Annotated in this window: 13 protein-coding genes; 3 read left to right on the top strand and 10 right to left on the bottom strand. The window is 70.2% G+C overall.

All coding sequences use genetic code 11. The features are described 5' to 3' along the window. Nucleotides 1–273: 273 nt before the first annotated feature. The gene (locus ACIOJD_RS06990) at nt 274–561 is read right to left on the bottom strand and encodes a DUF3039 domain-containing protein (RefSeq protein WP_401909213.1); all 288 of its coding nucleotides are present in this window, start codon (nt 559–561) and stop codon (nt 274–276) included. Between the two features lie 135 nt (nt 562–696). Continuing rightward, entirely contained in the window at nt 697–1257 is a 561-nt protein-coding gene (locus ACIOJD_RS06985) for a YqgE/AlgH family protein (protein ID WP_401909210.1), read from the bottom strand. A 263-nt stretch (nt 1258–1520) separates the two neighbouring features. On the opposite strand from ACIOJD_RS06985, the gene murA reads away from it, so the two are divergent. Beyond that, a complete protein-coding gene (gene murA, locus ACIOJD_RS06980) occupies nt 1521–2861 on the top strand; it encodes a UDP-N-acetylglucosamine 1-carboxyvinyltransferase (RefSeq protein WP_401909207.1) in 1341 nt (446 codons plus the stop codon). 343 nt (nt 2862–3204) lie between these two features. Here the strand turns inward: murA and ACIOJD_RS06975 are convergent, their stop codons facing one another. From ACIOJD_RS06975 to ACIOJD_RS06940, 8 genes are all read right to left on the bottom strand, one after another. Further along, entirely contained in the window at nt 3205–3486 is a 282-nt protein-coding gene (locus ACIOJD_RS06975; protein ID WP_004571953.1) for an HU family DNA-binding protein, read from the bottom strand. A gap of 466 nt (nt 3487–3952) precedes the next feature. Continuing rightward, complete coding sequence (locus ACIOJD_RS06970) at nt 3953–5389, bottom strand: NAD-dependent malic enzyme (RefSeq protein ID WP_401909205.1); 1437 nt, start codon at nt 5387–5389, stop codon at nt 3953–3955. A gap of 436 nt (nt 5390–5825) precedes the next feature. After that, complete coding sequence (locus ACIOJD_RS06965) at nt 5826–8372, bottom strand: HelD family protein (RefSeq protein ID WP_401909202.1); 2547 nt, start codon at nt 8370–8372, stop codon at nt 5826–5828. A 62-nt stretch (nt 8373–8434) separates the two neighbouring features. Further along, nucleotides 8435–9286 carry a zf-HC2 domain-containing protein gene (locus ACIOJD_RS06960; protein ID WP_401909199.1) on the bottom strand — a complete coding sequence of 284 codons (852 nt, stop codon included), beginning with the start codon at nt 9284–9286 and terminating at the stop codon, nt 8435–8437. Beyond that, nucleotides 9283–9870 (bottom strand): sigma-70 family RNA polymerase sigma factor, encoded by a 588-nt coding sequence (locus tag ACIOJD_RS06955; RefSeq protein ID WP_401909196.1) that lies wholly within the window; start codon nt 9868–9870, stop codon nt 9283–9285. Before ACIOJD_RS06955 ends, ACIOJD_RS06960 begins: the two co-directional genes overlap by 4 nt. Before the next feature lie 485 nt (nt 9871–10355). Then, nucleotides 10356–10958: a CGNR zinc finger domain-containing protein gene (locus ACIOJD_RS06950; protein ID WP_401909193.1), complete on the bottom strand. Its 603-nt coding sequence runs from the start codon at nt 10956–10958 to the stop codon at nt 10356–10358. A 180-nt stretch (nt 10959–11138) separates the two neighbouring features. Continuing rightward, entirely contained in the window at nt 11139–12278 is a 1140-nt protein-coding gene (locus ACIOJD_RS06945; protein ID WP_401909190.1) for a uroporphyrinogen-III synthase, read from the bottom strand. Between the two features lie 181 nt (nt 12279–12459). After that, nucleotides 12460–13839, bottom strand: a complete 1380-nt coding sequence (locus ACIOJD_RS06940; protein ID WP_401909187.1) for a nitrate/nitrite transporter — start codon at nt 13837–13839, stop codon at nt 12460–12462. Nucleotides 13840–14324: 485 nt separating this feature from the next. On the opposite strand from ACIOJD_RS06940, the gene ACIOJD_RS06935 reads away from it, so the two are divergent. Both ACIOJD_RS06935 and ACIOJD_RS06930 read left to right on the top strand, forming a co-directional pair. Then, entirely contained in the window at nt 14325–15710 is a 1386-nt protein-coding gene (locus ACIOJD_RS06935) for a family 2B encapsulin nanocompartment shell protein (RefSeq protein ID WP_401909184.1), read from the top strand. Continuing rightward, nucleotides 15697–17022, top strand: coding sequence for a SufS family cysteine desulfurase (locus tag ACIOJD_RS06930; protein ID WP_401909181.1), 1326 nt, complete (start codon nt 15697–15699; stop codon nt 17020–17022). The genes ACIOJD_RS06935 and ACIOJD_RS06930 overlap by 14 nt, the downstream gene beginning before the upstream one ends. Nucleotides 17023–17139: the final 117 nt, after the last annotated feature.

Genomic DNA, 17139 nt, shown 5'->3' with positions numbered 1-17139 from the left:
CTGCACAACTCGCTGGAGATTAAGCGCGGCTGGACACGCCGACAAGTGGTCTCAACCAATCTGTGACCGCGGGATACGCCCGCGCGTGGATGCCCGTACGTCGATGAACGGCCCGCGGACAGGACTTCGGACCCACACGCAGGACTTCGGACGCACGCGCGCCCGGCGCCCCGGAAACGGGCTCACGCGCTCCCCGCGCCCCGGAAACGCCGACGGCCCCCGGAAGGCACGCTCACGCGCGCCCCGGGGGCCGTTCCAACGGAGGACGGGCCGCTACTTCTTGTCCTTGCCGCCCTTGTCCTTGTCCTTGTCCCCGCCGGGACCCATGGACTCGTAGATCTCCTTGCACATCGGGCAGACCGGATACTTCTTGGGGTCGCGCCCCGGTACCCAGACCTTCCCGCACAGTGCGACCACGGGAGTGCCGTCGAGGGCACTCGCCATGATCTTGTCCTTCTGGACGTAGTGGGCGAAGCGCTCGTGGTCGCCGTGCGACACCTCTGGTGTCGGCTCCACGAGGGTGCTCGTACCTGCCCCGCGTTCGGGCTCAAGAGTGCTCATAGGAGCCAAGGGTACCCACGCCGGGAGCGTCCCGGAGGCGCTGGGGCCCTGCACTCCGGAGCCGGACGCTCACGCATCGCTCCGACACGCCGTACGAACACCGGGCCCCGCCCGGTCGGTCCGCCCCTCGCTCCGTCAATTGAGCGACGGATCGTCCGCGTACGTCGCGACCATGGCCAGTTGACTGCGCTGCCGCCGCAGCACCGCCCGCCACAGCCCCTCCGGCCGCGGCGACGACACGTCGCCCGGCTCCGACTCCACCACGTACCAGGCGCCTTCACTCAGTTCGGAGTCCAGCTGGCCCGGACCCCAGCCCGCGTATCCGGCGAAGATCCGCAGCGAGCCGAGCGCCCGCGCGAGCAGCTCCGGCGGGGTCTCCAGATCTACGAGGCCGATCGCCCCGTGCACCCTGCGCCACCCCAGCGGCCCCTCGTCGCCGGGGATCACGGCGAGGCCGAGCGCCGAGTCCAGCGAGACCGGGCCGCCCTGGAAGACCACACCGGGCTCGCCCGCCAGCTCCCCCCAGGACTCCAGGATGTCCCCCACCCCCACCGGTGTCGGTCTGTTGAGGACCACGCCGAGGGAGCCCTCCTCGTCGTGATCGAGCAGGAGGACCACCGCGCGGTCGAAATTCGGGTCACCGAGGGCGGGTGTCGCGACGAGCAACCGCCCTGTGAGCGAGGACACCTCGGTCATGCGAGACATGATCCCGCATATTCGCCTTCTGCGGGGCGTGCCCGGCAGAGTATGCGTGAACCCAGCTCAGGGCGCACCGCGGCAGCGGAAGCGCACGGCTCCCGGAAAAAGAGAACGGTCACACTCAGCGAGGAAGGAGGAACAGTGCGTGTCACGCCGGATTTATTACCCGTCCGACGCTCCCCAGGCCTTACGGGACAGGGGGTCCGGCCCCGTACCCTTTTCCTTGGCCACCTGCCCGCCCACTCCGGAACGCGAGATTCATGACCGGCACAGACGATGTAATGCTTGTCCACGGCGGAACCCCGCTGGAGGGCGAGATCCGCGTTCGCGGTGCGAAGAACCTGGTGCCCAAGGCCATGGTCGCCGCACTCCTCGGCAGCGGCCCGAGTCGGCTGCGCAATGTGCCCGACATCCGCGACGTACGTGTCGTACGGGGACTGCTCCAGCTGCACGGCGTGACCGTACGCCCCGGCGACGAACCGGGCGAGCTGATCCTCGACCCGACGCACGTCGAGAGCGCCAACGTCGCCGACATCGACGCCCACGCGGGCTCGTCGCGCATCCCGATCCTCTTCTGCGGCCCGCTGCTGCACCGGCTCGGTCATGCCTTCATCCCGGGGCTCGGCGGCTGCGACATCGGCGGCCGGCCCATCGACTTCCACTTCGACGTGCTGCGCCAGTTCGGCGCGACGATCGAGAAGCGGGCGGACGGCCAGTACCTGGAGGCCCCGCAGCGGCTGCGCGGCACCAAGATCCGGCTGCCCTACCCGTCGGTCGGCTCGACGGAGCAGGTGCTGCTGACGGCCGTCCTGGCCGAGGGCGTCACCGAGCTGTCGAACGCGGCGGTGGAGCCGGAGATCGAGGACCTCATCTGCGTACTGCAGAAGATGGGCGCGATCATCTCGATGGACACCGACCGGACGATCCGGATCACCGGTGTCGACCGGCTCGACGGCTATACGCACCGGGCGCTGCCGGACCGCCTGGAGGCCGCCTCCTGGGCGTCCGCGGCGCTGGCGACCGAGGGCAACATCTATGTGCACGGCGCGCAGCAGCGGTCGATGATGACGTTCCTCAACACCTTCCGCCGGGTCGGCGGTGCCTTCGAGATCGACGACAAGGGCATCCGCTTCTGGCACCCGGGCGGCTCGCTCAACGCGATCGCGCTGGAGACGGACGTACACCCCGGCTTCCAGACCGACTGGCAGCAGCCGCTGGTGGTGGCCCTGACGCAGGCCTCGGGGCTGTCCATCGTCCACGAGACGGTGTACGAGTCACGGCTCGGCTTCACCTCCGCGCTCAACCAGATGGGTGCGCACATCCAGCTCTACCGGGAGTGCCTGGGCGGCTCGGACTGCCGCTTCGGGCAGCGCAACTTCCTGCACTCGGCGGTCGTGTCGGGTCCGACCCGGCTCCAGGGCGCGGATCTGGTCATCCCCGACCTGCGCGGCGGCTTCTCGTACCTGATCGCGGCGCTGGCGGCCCAGGGCACGTCCCGGGTCCACGGCATCGAACTGATCAACCGCGGCTACGAGAACTTCATGGACAAGCTCGTCGAGCTGGGCGCGAAGGTCGAACTCCCGGGCGGCGCGCTTCTCTGACCGCCGGCCTTCTTTGACGGCGGGCCGGCCACCAGAAGGAGGCCGGCCACCAGGAAGCCGCCCGGACCGGCCGCTTCCCGTACAGCACCGCCTGTGGCCCCGCTCCTCGGAGCGGGGCCACAGGTGTCTCCGCGGTGGGCACAGGGGCACACATGCCCCGCCCGGCCCCTTCTGAGTGTGTGTCCGACGTGTTCCGGCCACGTGTGACCCGCGCACCACGTGTGACCCCGCGCGGGTCACATCTGACCCGTGACCCGTGTCCGGACACACAGCAGGGGCGGCCGTCCGGTTCGGACGGCCGCCCCTGTGCTTTCCCGGGCCCGGTCGGGGCTCGGGAGAGGTCTTACTTGCCCTTGGCGGCTTCCTTGAGCTTGGAGCCCGCGGAGACCTTCACGCTGTAGCCGGCCGGGATCTGGATCGGGTCGCCGGTCTGCGGGTTACGAGCGGTGCGAGCGGCACGGTGGGTGCGCTCGAAGGTCAGAAAGCCGGGGATGGTGACCTTCTCGTCGCCCTTGGCGACGACTTCGCCGACCGTCTCGGCGAGAGCGGCCAGCACGGCGTCGGCGTCCTTGCGGGTCACCTCGGCACGGTCGGCCAGGGCGGCCACCAGCTCACTGCGGTTCATGTTGTTACTCCCGTGTTCTTCTTGCCTGTAAGGCGTGAGATCGAAGCCGATGCTGCCAGGGCCCTCGGACAGTCCCCGGACCCGGGTCTGCTGACAGACCCTCGCGCCCGAATACGCATCCTGCCCCCACCAGCGGCGGGAAAGCCAATCCGGCACCCTCCGGAGTCACACGAAAGCGCCACTGCCTCGTCGTCGTGACGTTCCGTCGACTCTGTGGGGACTCCTCGGAGCCTTGGCCTTGGAGCCGTGAACCCCCCGAAGGCCCTGAAAACCTCCCTGGAGCGGCGGGGCTCATGGTCCGCCACCCTAGAGGGGCCCGTGGGGCCCGGCGAATCGCGACGCGCCGGGCGTCGGGCGGACGTACGGCACACCACGGGGTGCCCGGAGTGGGACTCACCACAGGGTGAGCGTTCCGCCGGACCGCGGTGTGCCGCCGTGAACGGTCGGCTACCCCGTGCCCCGTGGGTTACGCGTGGGTGCTCGGTGCCGACTCCGTCACACCGGCCGCCTTGGCGGCCTCGCGCACCGCGCCCGCCACAGCGCCCGCGACCTTGTCGTTGAAGACCGAGGGCACGATGTAGTTCGGGTTGAGCTCGTCCTCCGTGACGACGTCCGCGAGGGCTTCCGCCGCGGCCAGCATCATTTCGGTGTTGACCGTACGGGACTGGGCGTCCAGCAGGCCTCGGAAGACACCGGGGAAGACCAGCACGTTGTTGATCTGGTTGGGGAAGTCGGAGCGGCCGGTGGCCACGACCGCGGCCGTCTCGCGCGCGATCGCCGGGTCGACCTCCGGGTCGGGGTTCGCGAGCGCGAAGACGATCGCGTTGTCCGCCATGGCCGCGACGTCGTCGCCGTCCAGCACGTTCGGGGCCGACACGCCGATGAAGACGTCCGCGTCGACCACGGCCTCCTTCAGGGTGCCGGTGACGCCCTCGGGGTTGGTGTTGTCGGCGATCCAGCGCAGCGGCGACTCGGGGGCGGCGTCGACCAGGTCGGCGCGGCCCGCGTGCACCACACCGTGGATGTCGGCGACCACCGCGTGCTTGACGCCCGCGGCGATGAGCAGCTTGAGGATGGCCGTACCGGCCGCGCCCGCACCGGACATGACGACCCGTACGTCCCCGAAGGCCTTGCCGACCACGCGCAGCGCGTTGGTCAGCGCGGCCACCACCACGATCGCGGTGCCGTGCTGGTCGTCGTGGAAGACCGGGATGTCCAGCGCCTCGCGCAGCCGTGCCTCGATCTCGAAGCAGCGGGGCGCGGAGATGTCCTCCAGGTTGATGCCCGCGAAGCCGGGGGCGATCGCCTTGACGATCTCGACGATGGCGTCGGTGTCCTGGGTGTCCAGGCAGAGCGGCCAGGCGTCGATGCCGGCGAAGCGCTTGAAGAGGGCCGCCTTGCCCTCCATCACGGGCAGCGCGGCCTTGGGGCCGATGTTGCCCAGGCCCAGGACGGCGGAGCCGTCCGTGACGACCGCCACGGAGTTGCGCTTGATGGTGAGCCGGCGGGCGTCCTCGGGATTCTCCGCGATCGCCATGCAGACCCGGGCCACACCCGGCGTGTAGATCATCGAGAGATCGTCACGGTTGCGGATGGGATGCTTGGACTGCATCTCGATCTTGCCGCCGAGGTGCATCAGGAACGTACGGTCGGAGACCTTGCCGAGGGTGACCCCCTCGATCTTCCGCAGTTCCTCGACGATCTCGTCCGCGTGGCCGGTGGAAGAGGCGGCGATGGTGACATCGATCCGCAGCTTCTCGTGGCCGGAGGCGGTCACGTCCAGGCCGGTAACAGAGCCGCCGGAGGACTCCACAGCAGTGGTCAGCTGGGATACCGCGGTACCACTCGCGGGAACCTCCAGCCTGACCGTCATCGAGTACGAGACGCTGGGCGCCGTTGCCATGACCGTGTTCCTCTTCTTTCCCTAGCCTTATTGCCGCGCCGCCCGACCGAGGTCCCTGCGGTGCTTACCGATGGTCGCACCTACCCGCGGGTAGCAGGTAAAGCCCTGGGCCTCAGGAAAGTGTTTTCCATCATACGAGAGGACCCGGAGCGTGCCTGGTCGTGGCGTTCGCAACGGAATGACGGAAACCACGAGTCCATGGAAGCAGGCCTTCACCAACTGCGCGTGAAGGCCTGTTGACAGGAAGGTTTCGTGAAGCGGGTCATCAGCTCCGCGATGTCTGTGAAAGTGGCACCGACCCGCCATGCTCGCCTCGCGGCAAGTGGTCGCTCGTAGCGACGAAGGTTGGGCCCGGGGGCTTGGATCGGGCCGGTGCCACACCCAGGCTAACAAACCACTCCGGGAAGTGATTCCTCCAGCGCGAGTTGACCAGGAATCAATCCCGGAGCAGGTCCGGTACTCCCTGCGCGTCCGGCTCGTCGCGGGCCGCCGAGACCACCGTCAGCTGCTGGGTCGCCCGGGTGAGCGCCACGTACAGCACCCGCAGGCCGGCCGGGGACTCGTCCGCGATGTCCGCCGGGGACACCACGACCGTCGCGTCGTACTCCAGGCCCTTGGCCTCCAGGCTGCCCAGCGCCACCACCCGCTCGCCGAGCCCGGCCAGCCAGCGCGCCGCCTGCTCGCGCCGGTTCATCGCCACGACCACCCCGACCGTGCCGTCCACCTGGTCCAGCAGCCGCTGCGCCTCCGCCCGTACGGCCTGGGCCTGGTCGCCGTCCTGTACGACCCGGAACCGCGGCCGTACGCCCGTGGAGCGCACCGCCCTCGGCGACTCCATCCCGGGCATGGCGAGGGTGAGGACCTTGGCCGCCAACTCGGCGATCTCGGCGGGGTTGCGGTAGTTCACGGTCAGGGTGAAGCGGCGGCGCGGGCGGCTGCCGAGCGCCTCGTCGCGGGCCTCGGCGGCCTCGTCCGGATCGGACCAGGACGACTGCGCCGCGTCGCCGACGACCGTCCAGGTGGCGTGCCGTCCCCGGCGGCCGACCATCCGCCACTGCATGGGTGTCAGGTCCTGTGCCTCGTCGACGATGACGTGCGCGTACTCCGTACGCTCCGCCGCCAGCCGCTCGGCCCGCTCCCGCTGCGACTCCTCGCGCTGCGGCATCAGTTCCTCCAGCCCGGTCAGCTGGTCCAGCGGGTCGAGGTCGCGGCGCTTCCTGGGGCGCGGCGGCGAGCCGAGCAGCGTCTCCAACTCGTCGAGGAGCGCCACGTCGTGCACGGACAGCGGGCCGTCGCCCTCGGCTCCCAGCCGCTTGAGCGAGCGGGCGAGGCGCCGGGTCTCGCCCTGGTTGAGGACGCGGCGCGACCAGCGGACCAGCCGCCGCTCGTCGGCCATCGCTGCGAGCACCCCACGCGGGGTCAGCTCGGGCCACCAGGCGTCCAGGAACTCCAGGAAGGAGTCCTCGGAGGTGATGTCGTCGTCGAAGCCGCCGCGCAGTTCGGCGGCCAGTTCGGCATCGCCCTTCGACGTGTACTCGTCGGCGCGCGCGGCGGCTCCGGACTTCGCCCAGAGGGCGTCCAGCAGAAGTCTTCGGGCCCGTGGCCGGAGCAGGTTGACGGGGGCGGTGCCACCGAGCACGGACTGCCGGATGCGGTTCAGCTCGCCGGCCTCCAGCTCCAGCCTGCGGCCGAAGGCCACGACCCGGAGCAGGTCGGTCCGTACGGTCCGGGTGGGCGTGTCTCCGTCGGAGCCGTCGGAAGTGCCGGAGCCGTCGGAAACGCCGGAGCCGTCGGAGGTCCCGCTCCCGTCGTCACCGAAGTCGCCGAAGGCCAGCTGGCCGGTCCGCTGCCCGCCCCGGGTCCTGCCGCGTCCGCCACCGCGCGCCTCGGCGGAGCCGGGCCCGGTCAGGGCGCCTTCGAGCGCGCCTCTGGCCGCCTTGCGCAGCACCTTCAGCATCCGCGCCGAGCCCTTGACACGGGCCACGGCCGGTTCGTCGTACGCCGTGGCCTCCGCGCCGTCCACCAGCGACCCGACCGCGCGGATCGCCACCTGCCCCTCCTCGCCCAGCGAGGGCAGCACGCCCTCCGTGTACGCGACGAGCAGCGGCGTCGGCGAGACGACCAGGATGCCGCCCGCGTACCGCCGCCGGTCCTGGTAGAGCAGATACGCGGCACGGTGCAGCGCGACGGCCGTCTTGCCGGTCCCCGGACCGCCCGACACCTCGGTGACAGACGCGGCGGGCGCCCGGATCACCAGGTCCTGCTCCGCCTGGATGGACGAGACGATGTCCCGCATGGTGTGGCTGCGCGCCTGGCCGAGCGCGGCCATCAGCGCGCCGTCACCGATGACCGGCAGCGCCCCGCCGTCAAGCGACGCGGTCACCTCCGGGCGCATCAGGTCGTCCTCGACGCCGAGGACCTGGCGGCCCTTGGAGCGGATGACCCGGCGCCGTACGACCCGGCCCGGATCGACCGGTGTGGAGCGGTAGAACGGCGCGGCGGCGGGCGCGCGCCAGTCGATGACCAGCGGTGAGTAGTCGGAGTCCAGGACGCCGATCCGGCCGATGTGCAGCGTCTCGGCGATCTCGGCCGTCCTGTCGGGGCGGATGGCGTCGTCGGCCGGTTCGACGGAGGTGAAGGCGCCGTCCGGGCCCTTCTTCCCGTCCTTGCCCGGCAGCAGGTCGATCCGGCCGAAGAGGAAGTCCTCGAACTCGTTGTTCAGCCGGTTGAGGTGGATCCCGGCCCGGAAGACCTGGGCGTCACGTTCGGCGAGGGCTCCCGGTGTGCCTACCTGCCCCCGTTTGGCGGCATCGTTCATCAGAAACTCCGCCTCGTGGATCTTCTCCTCGAGGCGGCGGTACACCTGGTCCAGATGGCGCTGTTCGACGCCGATCTCACGGGCGCGTACGGAGTCGTGCCCCGTGTCGCGTACGGGATCGACGACGGGTCCAGCGGATTCAACAGCGGCATCCTGCGCGGCCACCGAGGCCCCCTTCATGACGTGCGTCGGGCAGCCGTCAACCGTACGCGAAGGGGGCGGGTATGTCAGGCGTCGATCTCCACCAGTCGCTTGCCGTCGAACGTACGGACCTCGAAGTGATCGATGTCGTCCTGGTCCATGGCCGTACCGCCCTGGATGTAGAGGGGGCTCTTTCCGGCCGGGTTGGGGCTGTCCGGGAGGCCGTAGCCCCACTCGGGCACCGACCAGGAGGTGATGACTTCCTCATCACCGGTCTTGGAAACGGCGATCAGGCTGCACTTGAGCGGGCCCTTGACGTTCTTCAGCTCCAGGGCGGTCTCGGTCCCCCAGGCCTTCGGCTCCATGGCGACGGTCGCGCTGACCTCGGTGGTGGCGTCGGTCGCGTCGACCTTGTCCGTCATGAGCTTGAAGTCTTCGGCCAGGGTGGTGGGACGCGCCAGCGTGTCGGGGGCCTTCTCGCCGCCCGACAGGGTGGCGACCCCCAGGGGCCCGCCGATGATCAGCGCGGCGGCGGCGGCGATCAGATACATGCCCCGGCGCTTGCGCTGGGCGCGCTTGACGGCCACCTCGTCGACGAGACGGTCGAAGAGGCGTGGAGTGGGCTGTACGGAGACGGAGGGCGTCGGCAACTGGGACAGGGGGGTGACCGGTGGGGACGTCTGACCCGGTGGGGACATCCGGCCCGGTGGGCCCGGTGGCGCGAGGGACGCGAACGGATCCGGATTGTCCGCCAGCAGAGCCAGCATCGGCTCCATCCCCGCGAACTCCTCCATGTGGACCGCGCACACCCGGCAGCCGGCCAGATGCGCCTCGAAGGCGATGGCGTCCGATTCATCGAGAATGCCGAGTACATACGCGCCGACGGCTTCGTGCACCGTGCCTTCGTCGCCCCGTCCGTACTGCTCGTGCGTGGTCATGCAGAGACCCCCCTCTCCTCCAGCGCGAGCTTCATGGAACGCAGTGCGTAGAACACGCGTGAGCGCACGGTCCCGCTGGGTATGCCGAGCGTCTCGGCCGCCTCGTTCACCGTACGTCCCTTGAAATACGTCTCTACGAGGACTTCCCTGTGAGCAGGGGTCAAATCCTCGAGTGCATCAGAGAGCGTCATCAGCCACAACGCCTTGTCGATCTCGTCCTCCGCGGGCATGACCTCCAGCGGCGACGGATCGACTTCCTGCGGCCGGGCCTGCCGGCTGCGGTGACCGTCGATGACGATGCGCCGGGCGACCGTCACCAGCCAGGGTCGGACAGAGCCGGTCGCACTGTTGAGCTGACCGGCATTCTTCCAGGCACGGATGAGCGTCTCCTGCACGACGTCCTCGGCTCGTTGGCGGTCGCCCGCGACGAGACGCATGACGTAGGCGAGCAGCGGTCCGGCATGTTCCCGGTAAAGAGCTCGCATCAACTCCTCGTCAGGCGCGGGAGAGTTGGTGCGCGGTGTCGCGCTCCGGTGTCGGGCCCGGTGAGGGCGGTCATCGGCCACGGCCGCATCCTTGCGCACCTAAACCTCCCGGTCGAGACCTTCATGGCTGCTTCTCCCTCATGACTACGGGTGTCCGCCCGGGGACGCTCAATGATGCGGGAAAAACTTTCAAGATCTTTTACAGGCGCCGGGGGGCGGCATGGGCGGTTCCGCCCCGGTCCGGGACCCTATGCAGATTCCATGTAGAGCCCATGGAGGTCTTGTCGAGAAGCCGCAGAGAAGCTGTGCGCACTTGGCCGAAAATCGCGCAAGAACGTTGCGATAACGAGGGCGGCGAGAGCTTCCGTGCGCCCCTGTTGTGCCCCTCGTACGGCAACACGCCCGGGTTGAACCCTGATTCCGGCCCGAGTTGACCGGGATTCAGGTCCGGATCGCGCCCACGTTCGGTTCCGCGGTGGGCCCGCCCGGGTCGGGGTTGGGCCGGTTCCGGTCTGTTCAGGCCTGGCCACCCGGTCTGTTCAGGCCCGGGGCCGGGGTCTGTTCAGGCCTGGATCTCCGGTTTGTCAGGCCTGTGTCAGCGCCGCCCTGCGACGGTGCCTTGCTACCCGCTCACGGTTGCCGCACACCTCGCTGGAGCACCAACGGCGGCGCCGGCCGCGCGAGGTGTCCACGTACACCCGGCGGCAGTTGTCCCCCTCGCACTGCCGGAGGCGGGCCCGCGCGGCCGGATCGGTGAGCAGTTCCACCGCGTCCCTGGCCACGGCGGCCAGCAGTGTCTCGCACGCCGGTTCGGCGCTCAGCGCCCGTACGAGCGTGCCGTCCGCGCCCCGTACGGCCCTGATCGCCGGCGGCGGCCCGGCGGCCAGCGCGTTGACCCGCTCCAGGGCCGCGGACGCCTCGCGGCCCTCGATCTCGGCGCGTACCAACCGCTCGATCGCGGCGCGCAGTTCGGCGAAGGACCGCACCCAGCGGGCGTCCGCCTGCGCGAGCCTCGTCCCTTCCGGCAGCAGGCCGGCGGCGATCAGCCACCGGCCGAGCGGTACGGAGCCGTCGAGCCGCTCCCACCCTCGTGAGGTGGCCTCTGATGTGGCCACCAGATCCAGGCAGACGCGCCCGGAGTCGAACCGCCACTCGTACGAGCCCATCGAGCCCATGCCCGCCGCCATGCGCCTGTCACCGCCTCGGGTCCACCGGTGGGTGCCGTGTCGTGCAGTGCCGTCCTCTTCAGAGTGCCTGCCCCGGGGCGCGCCCGTAACCCCTGGCACCGGACACGGATCAGCGGCCGCGCACATGACCGCGCGGCCGCGTCCGGCGGGCCGTCGTGCGGGAGCGCCGCTCCCCGTGCCTCACGTATCCGCGTACTTGGAGTCCGCGGACGGGTCCAGCGCCAGCCGGTAGCCGCGTTTGACCACGGTGTGGATCAGCTTCGGCGCGCCCAGCGCGGTCCGCAGCCGGGCCATCGCGGACTCGACGGCGTGCTCGTCACGGCCGGCGCCCGGGAGTACCCGCAGCAGTTCCGCCCGGGACACCACCCAGCCCGGCCGGCGGCTCAGTGCGTGCAGCATGGCCATCCCGGCGGGCGGCACCGGACGCAGATCGCCGTCGACGAGAACGGCGTGGCCCCGGATCTCGAGGCGGTGGCCCGCGACCGGCAGCGCCCTGACGCGGGCCGGCAGCTCCGCGCAGAGCACCTGGACGAGCGGCCCGAGACGGAAGCGTTCCGGCTGGACCGTGTCGATGCCGTGCGCCTGGAGCGGCAGCGCGGTGACGGGCCCGACACACGCCGCCAGTACGTCGTGGTGCAGGGCGGCGATCAGTTCCGGCAGCTGTCCGCGCTGTTCGGCGCGGGAGAGCAGCGAGGCGGCGGCGGGCGCGCTGGTGAAGGTGACGGCGTCCACGGCGCGTGCGAGGGCCGCGTCGATGAGGCGGTCGACGGGGGCGATGTCCTGCGGGGGCATCCAGCGGTAGACGGGTACGACGACGACATCGGCGCCCCCGGCCCGTAGCGACTCGACGAATCCGGGGAGGGGCTCGCCGTGCAGTTGCAGAGCGACCCGGCGGCCCTCGACGCCCTCCTCCAGGAGCCGGTCCAGCACCTCGGCCATCGACTCGGACGACGGTGACCAGGACTCGGTGAGCCCGGCCGCCCGGATGGCGCCCTTCACCTTGGGCCCGCGCGCGAGCAGTTCCACCCCGCGCAGACAGGCGAGCAGGTCCTCGCCGTGTCCCCAGCCGTCGGCGGCCTCCACCCAGCCCCGGAAGCCGATCGCGGTCGTCGCCACGACCACGTCGGGCACCTGGTCGATCAGTTCCTTGGTGGCGGTGAGCAGTTCCGCGTCGTCCGCGAGCTGCACGATCCGCAGTGCGGGCGCGTGCACGACGGAGCCGCCGCGGCGCTGGATCAGCACGCCGAGTTCCTCGGCCCGCCGGGCCGCCGTGACGCCGATCGTGAATCCGGCGAGGGGGCCGTGCTGCTCGGCGTTCATGCCTCTCCTCACCTCGTGTGCCACTCGTGTCGTCTCTTACCGGTGTCGTCCGGTCTTACCAGTGTCGTCCGGCTCGTGGCCGTCCAGCTCGCGCTGAAGCGACCGAGCCTGTCAAGCGTGCGTGACAGGCCCGGTTCGCCCACATGTCGGCGTTGTTACGTACCGCTCCACCGTCTGCGGCTCACACCTCCGCGTAGCCGAGCCTGGGCTTCGTCTCGGTGGCCGGGACGGGCCCGGCCGGTACCTTCCGAAGGTATACCGCCCAGGTGAGGCCCGCGCAGACGGCGTAGAAGAGCAGGAACGTGACGAACGCCGCGGTGCCGGTGCCGGCCGTCTGGAAGGACTGCCGGAAGGCGAGATTGATGCCGAGCCCGCCGAGCGCCCCGACGGCTCCTATCAGCCCCATCGACGCCCCGGACAGCCGGCGCCCGTACGCGGCGGCGGCTTCGCCGGTCATGCCCTGGTCCAGCGCCTTCGCGTGGAAGATGCCGGGGATCATCTTGTACGTCGACCCGTTGCCGAGCCCGGTCAGCAGGAACAGCGCGACGAATCCGACGAGGAAGACGCTCAGCGACTCGATCAGCGAGGCGAAGACCACGACGGCGGTGGCGGCGGCCATCGCGGCGAAGTTCCACAGGGTGATGCGGGCGCCGCCGTACCGGTCGGCGAGCCTGCCGCCGACGGGCCGTACGAGCGAACCGAGCAGCGGCCCGATGAACGTCATCGACGCGGCCTGCAACGGCGTGCGCGCGAACTGTGTCTGGAGCACCAGCCCGAACGCGAAGCTGTATCCGATGAACGAGCCGAAGGTCCCTATGTAGAGGACCGACATGATCCAGGTGTGCCGGTCGCGTACGGCTTCCCTGGCCGCCCCCGTGTCGTTCTTCACCGGCGCCAGATTGTCCATGAAGAGGGCGGCGCACACGGCGGCGACGACGATCAGCGGGATGTACACCCCGAGGACGATCCGCGGCTGCGCCGCCCCGGCGGTCCCGATCACCAGCAGCCCGACGAGCTGTACGAGCGGCACCCCGATGTTCCCGCCGCCGGCGTTGAGCCCCAGCGCCCAGCCCTTCTGCCGCAGCGGGAAGAAGGAGTTGATGTTGGTCATCGACGAGGCGAAGTTCCCGCCGCCGACCCCGGTGAGCGCGGAGACGATCATGAAGGTGGTGTACGAGGTCCCGGGCTCCATCACCGCGAAGGCGGCGCCGGTCGGCAGGAGCAGCATCAGCGCGCTGAAGATCGTCCAGTTGCGGCCGCCGAACCGCGCGACGGCGAAGGTGTACGGCACCCGCGCGATCGCGCCGATCAGGGTGGCCATGCCGATCAGGAAGAACTTCCCTGCGGGGTCGATGCCGTACTCGGGCCCCATGAACAGGACCATGACCGACCACAGGGTCCAGACCGAGAAACCGATGTGCTCGGAGAGGATGGAGAAGACCAGGTTGCGCCGGGCCACCCGCTCCCCCGTCTCCTTCCAGAAGGCTTCGTCCTCCGGATCCCACTGCTCGATCCAGCGGCCTCCTTCGCGCGCTGCGGTGGTGGTGGTCGGGGCAGTCATCACGCCTCCACGGACGGGAATCGAATGGTGGTTCCTGACCGTAGGTACGACGCGTTTCGCCCTGGTGCCTCAAGGTGACCAGCGCGCAACCTTGCTCTCACCCGTGCGTGGAAGTGACTGTGAGCAGCGTGACTGTCAGCAGTCGGTGGGGGCCTTCGGACGGTGCGCGGAGCGAGAGCCGGCTCGGCGCCATATAAATCACACTAAATGAATTACACATTACTCGAATGGGATTATTTTAGGTCGTCTGTGCCCTGTCGAAACTCCCGCCCGGAGGCGCTTCGGCCACCGTTCCCCTCCTCACGCTCCCGCTTATCGGCTCGTGATCGAGGGAGAGGCGGCAGGACGGGTGCACGTAATGGTGAACGCGTCCGTTCACCGTTCGAAGAGTTCAAGACTGCTGCGAGCACCTGATCGATTGTGGCGGATGATCGCAGACGTGATGGTGACGGGGCACTGATTCGCACCGTCTCCGGGAGGTCACGATGAACGATCACCAGCTGAGCCTCGGCCCCGATGCCGCACGGCAGTTGGCCACCACCACCAAGACCCGGCCGCAGATGCGCGCGATCACCCCGCGCTATCTGCTGCGGGCGCTGCCATGGGTGGACGTCGAGTCCGGCGTCTACCGCGTCAACCGCCGCCGTACTTTCGTGCTGGGCGACGACAGGATCAGCAGCTACAGCGAGAACGGCACTCATCGTGTCGTGGTCGAGGATCTGCGGGAGATTCCCTACCTGCGCGAGGCCGATTCCGACCTGCTCACCGAACTGGCCGGCTCGTTCACCACCGTCACCTTCGAGGCCGGCGAGGTCCTGGCCACGGAGGGCGAGCCCTGCGAGCGGCTGTGGGTGTTCGTCCAGGGCAAGGCGGAGAAGCGGGTCACCGGCCGCTACGGCGACGAAGCCGTCCTGGAAGTGATCGGTGACGGCCAGTTCTTCGACCTCGCGTCCTGGACCCGTGAAGCCCCCATGCCCCACCAGGTCAAGGCACTGACGCGCGGAGTGGCGTTATGTATCGGCCGCGGTGAGCTGTCCCGGCTCGGCGACCGCGACGAGCGACTGCGAGCGGCGCTGGACGCCTACACCGCCGGGGGCGCGCCGGAGCCGGGCTCCGAGGTGCCGGTGGACCTCGCCTCGGGACACGTCGGCGAACCGGACCTGCCGGGAACGTACGTGGAGTACGAGGACACCCCACGCGAGTACCACATGAGCCTGGCCCAGACCGTCCTGCGCGTGCACAGTCGCGTCGCCGACCTCTACAACGAGCCCATGGACCAGACCAGGTCCCAGGCCGATCTGACCGTCCAGGCGCTGCGCGAGCGCCAGGAGGCGATGATGCTGAACCACCCGGAGTTCGGCCTGTTCCACAACGTCGCCCCCGGCCAGCGCGTGCAGGCGCGCACCGGCGCGCCCACACCCGACGACCTGGACGAGCTGCTGACCAGGGTCTGGAAGCAACCGGCGTACTTCCTCGCCCATCCCCGGGCGATCGCCGCCTTCGCGAGGGAGTGCACCCGCCGGGGAGTGCCCCCGTTGACCGACACCCGGTTCGGCAGTCCCCTGCTGACGTGGCGCGGTGTGCCGCTGCTGCCCTCGGACAAGGTGCGCTTCTCCGGCCGGGCCGGCATGGGCACCACCGAGATCCTGCTGATGCGCGTGGGCGAGGCCGAGCAGGGTGTGGTGGGGCTGCGTCCGTCGAAGGTGACCGACGAGGTGGAACCGGGCCTGGCCATGCGGAACATGGGCATGGACCAGAAGGGCATCAACTCGTATCTGATGACGGCCTACTTCAACGCCGCCGTGCTGGTGGAGGACGCCACCGCCGTACTGCAGAACGTCGAGGTGTCCAAGTACCATGACTACGCGTGACCTCGCGGGGCGCGAAGCCCCCACAAGCCCGCCCCCGTACCGCCCCGCTGCCGCCGTCGCGGAGCGGCCTCCCGCAGAGCCCGGCGGTCACGGCGCCTTCTCCCCGGACATGGCGCGCAAGGACATACCCGTCCTGCACCGAACGGTCAACGGCCACCCCCTGGTCTGGCTCGACAACGGCGCCACCACCCAGAAGCCGCGTCAGGTCATCGAGGCACTGACCACCTACTACGCCTCCGCCAACTCCAACATCCACCGCGGCGCGCACACCATGGCGCGGGAAGCCACCGAGGCGTACGAAGGAGGCCGCGCCGCGGTCGCGGATCTGCTGGGCGCGTCCGCGCCGGAAGACGTGATCTTCGTCCGCGGCACCACCGAGGCGATCAACCTCGTCGCGCAGAGCTGGGGGCGGGACAACCTCGGCCCCGGCGACGAGATCCTGGTCCCGGTGTTCGAGCATCACGCCAACATCGTTCCCTGGCAGCAGATCGCCAAGGAGCGACGGGCCCGGGTGGTCCCGGTACCCCTCCAGCGGGACGGTCAGGTCGACCTGGACGCCTATGCCGACCTGCTGTCCTTCCGTACTCAACTCGTCGCGCTCAGCCATGCCTCGAACGTCCTGGGCACCGTGCCACCCGTCCGGGAGATGACCGCGCTGGCCCACCGCCACGGGGCCAGGGTGCTCGTGGACGGAGCCCAGGCGGTCGCGCACTTCCCGGTCGATGTCCAGGACCTGGACGCCGACTTCTACACCTTCTCCGGACACAAGGTCTTCGCGCCCACCGGCATCGGCGCCCTGTACGCCAAGCCGGAGGTGCTGCGGGGCATGCGGCCCTGGCAGGGCGGCGGGAACATGATCGACTCGGTGGACTTCGGACACACCACCTACGCGCCCGTCCCGCACCGGTTCGAAGCCGGCACCGGCCACATCGCCGGAGTCGTCGGCCTTCTGTCCGCCCTGAACTGGCTGACCTCCTTCGACCGGGAGGCCGTCGCCCAGTACGAGAGCGACCTCGCCGCCTACGCCCAGCAAGCGCTGGCGGGCCTGCCGGGCCTGGAGATCCTGGGTTCCGCACCCGGCAAGGTGGCCGTCCTGACCTTCACGCTCGCCGGACATGAGCCGGCCGAGATCGCCGACTGGCTCGACCAGGACGGAATCGCCGTCCGGGCCGGTCACCACTGTGCCCAGCCCGCGTTGCGGCACTACGGCCTGGAGGGGGCGGCTCGGGCCTCCCTCGCCCTCTACAACACCCCCGAGGATGTCGACCGGCTCGTGCGGTCACTGATGCGACTGCGCGAGACCGCCGCCTGATCCCTTCCGGGGGGGGGGGGGGGGGGGGGGGGGGGGGGGGGGGGCCCCGCCCCCCCCCCCCCCCCCCCGCGCGCGGGCCCCCCCCCGCCCCCCCCCCCCCCCCCCCCCCCCCCCCCG

Origin of the sequence: Streptomyces sp. NPDC088116, assembly GCF_044741745.1 — a bacterium.
GTDB lineage: Bacteria > Actinomycetota > Actinomycetes > Streptomycetales > Streptomycetaceae > Streptomyces.
Note: the sequence above shows the minus strand (reverse complement) of the source record. Positions and strands in the feature narration are given on the sequence as shown.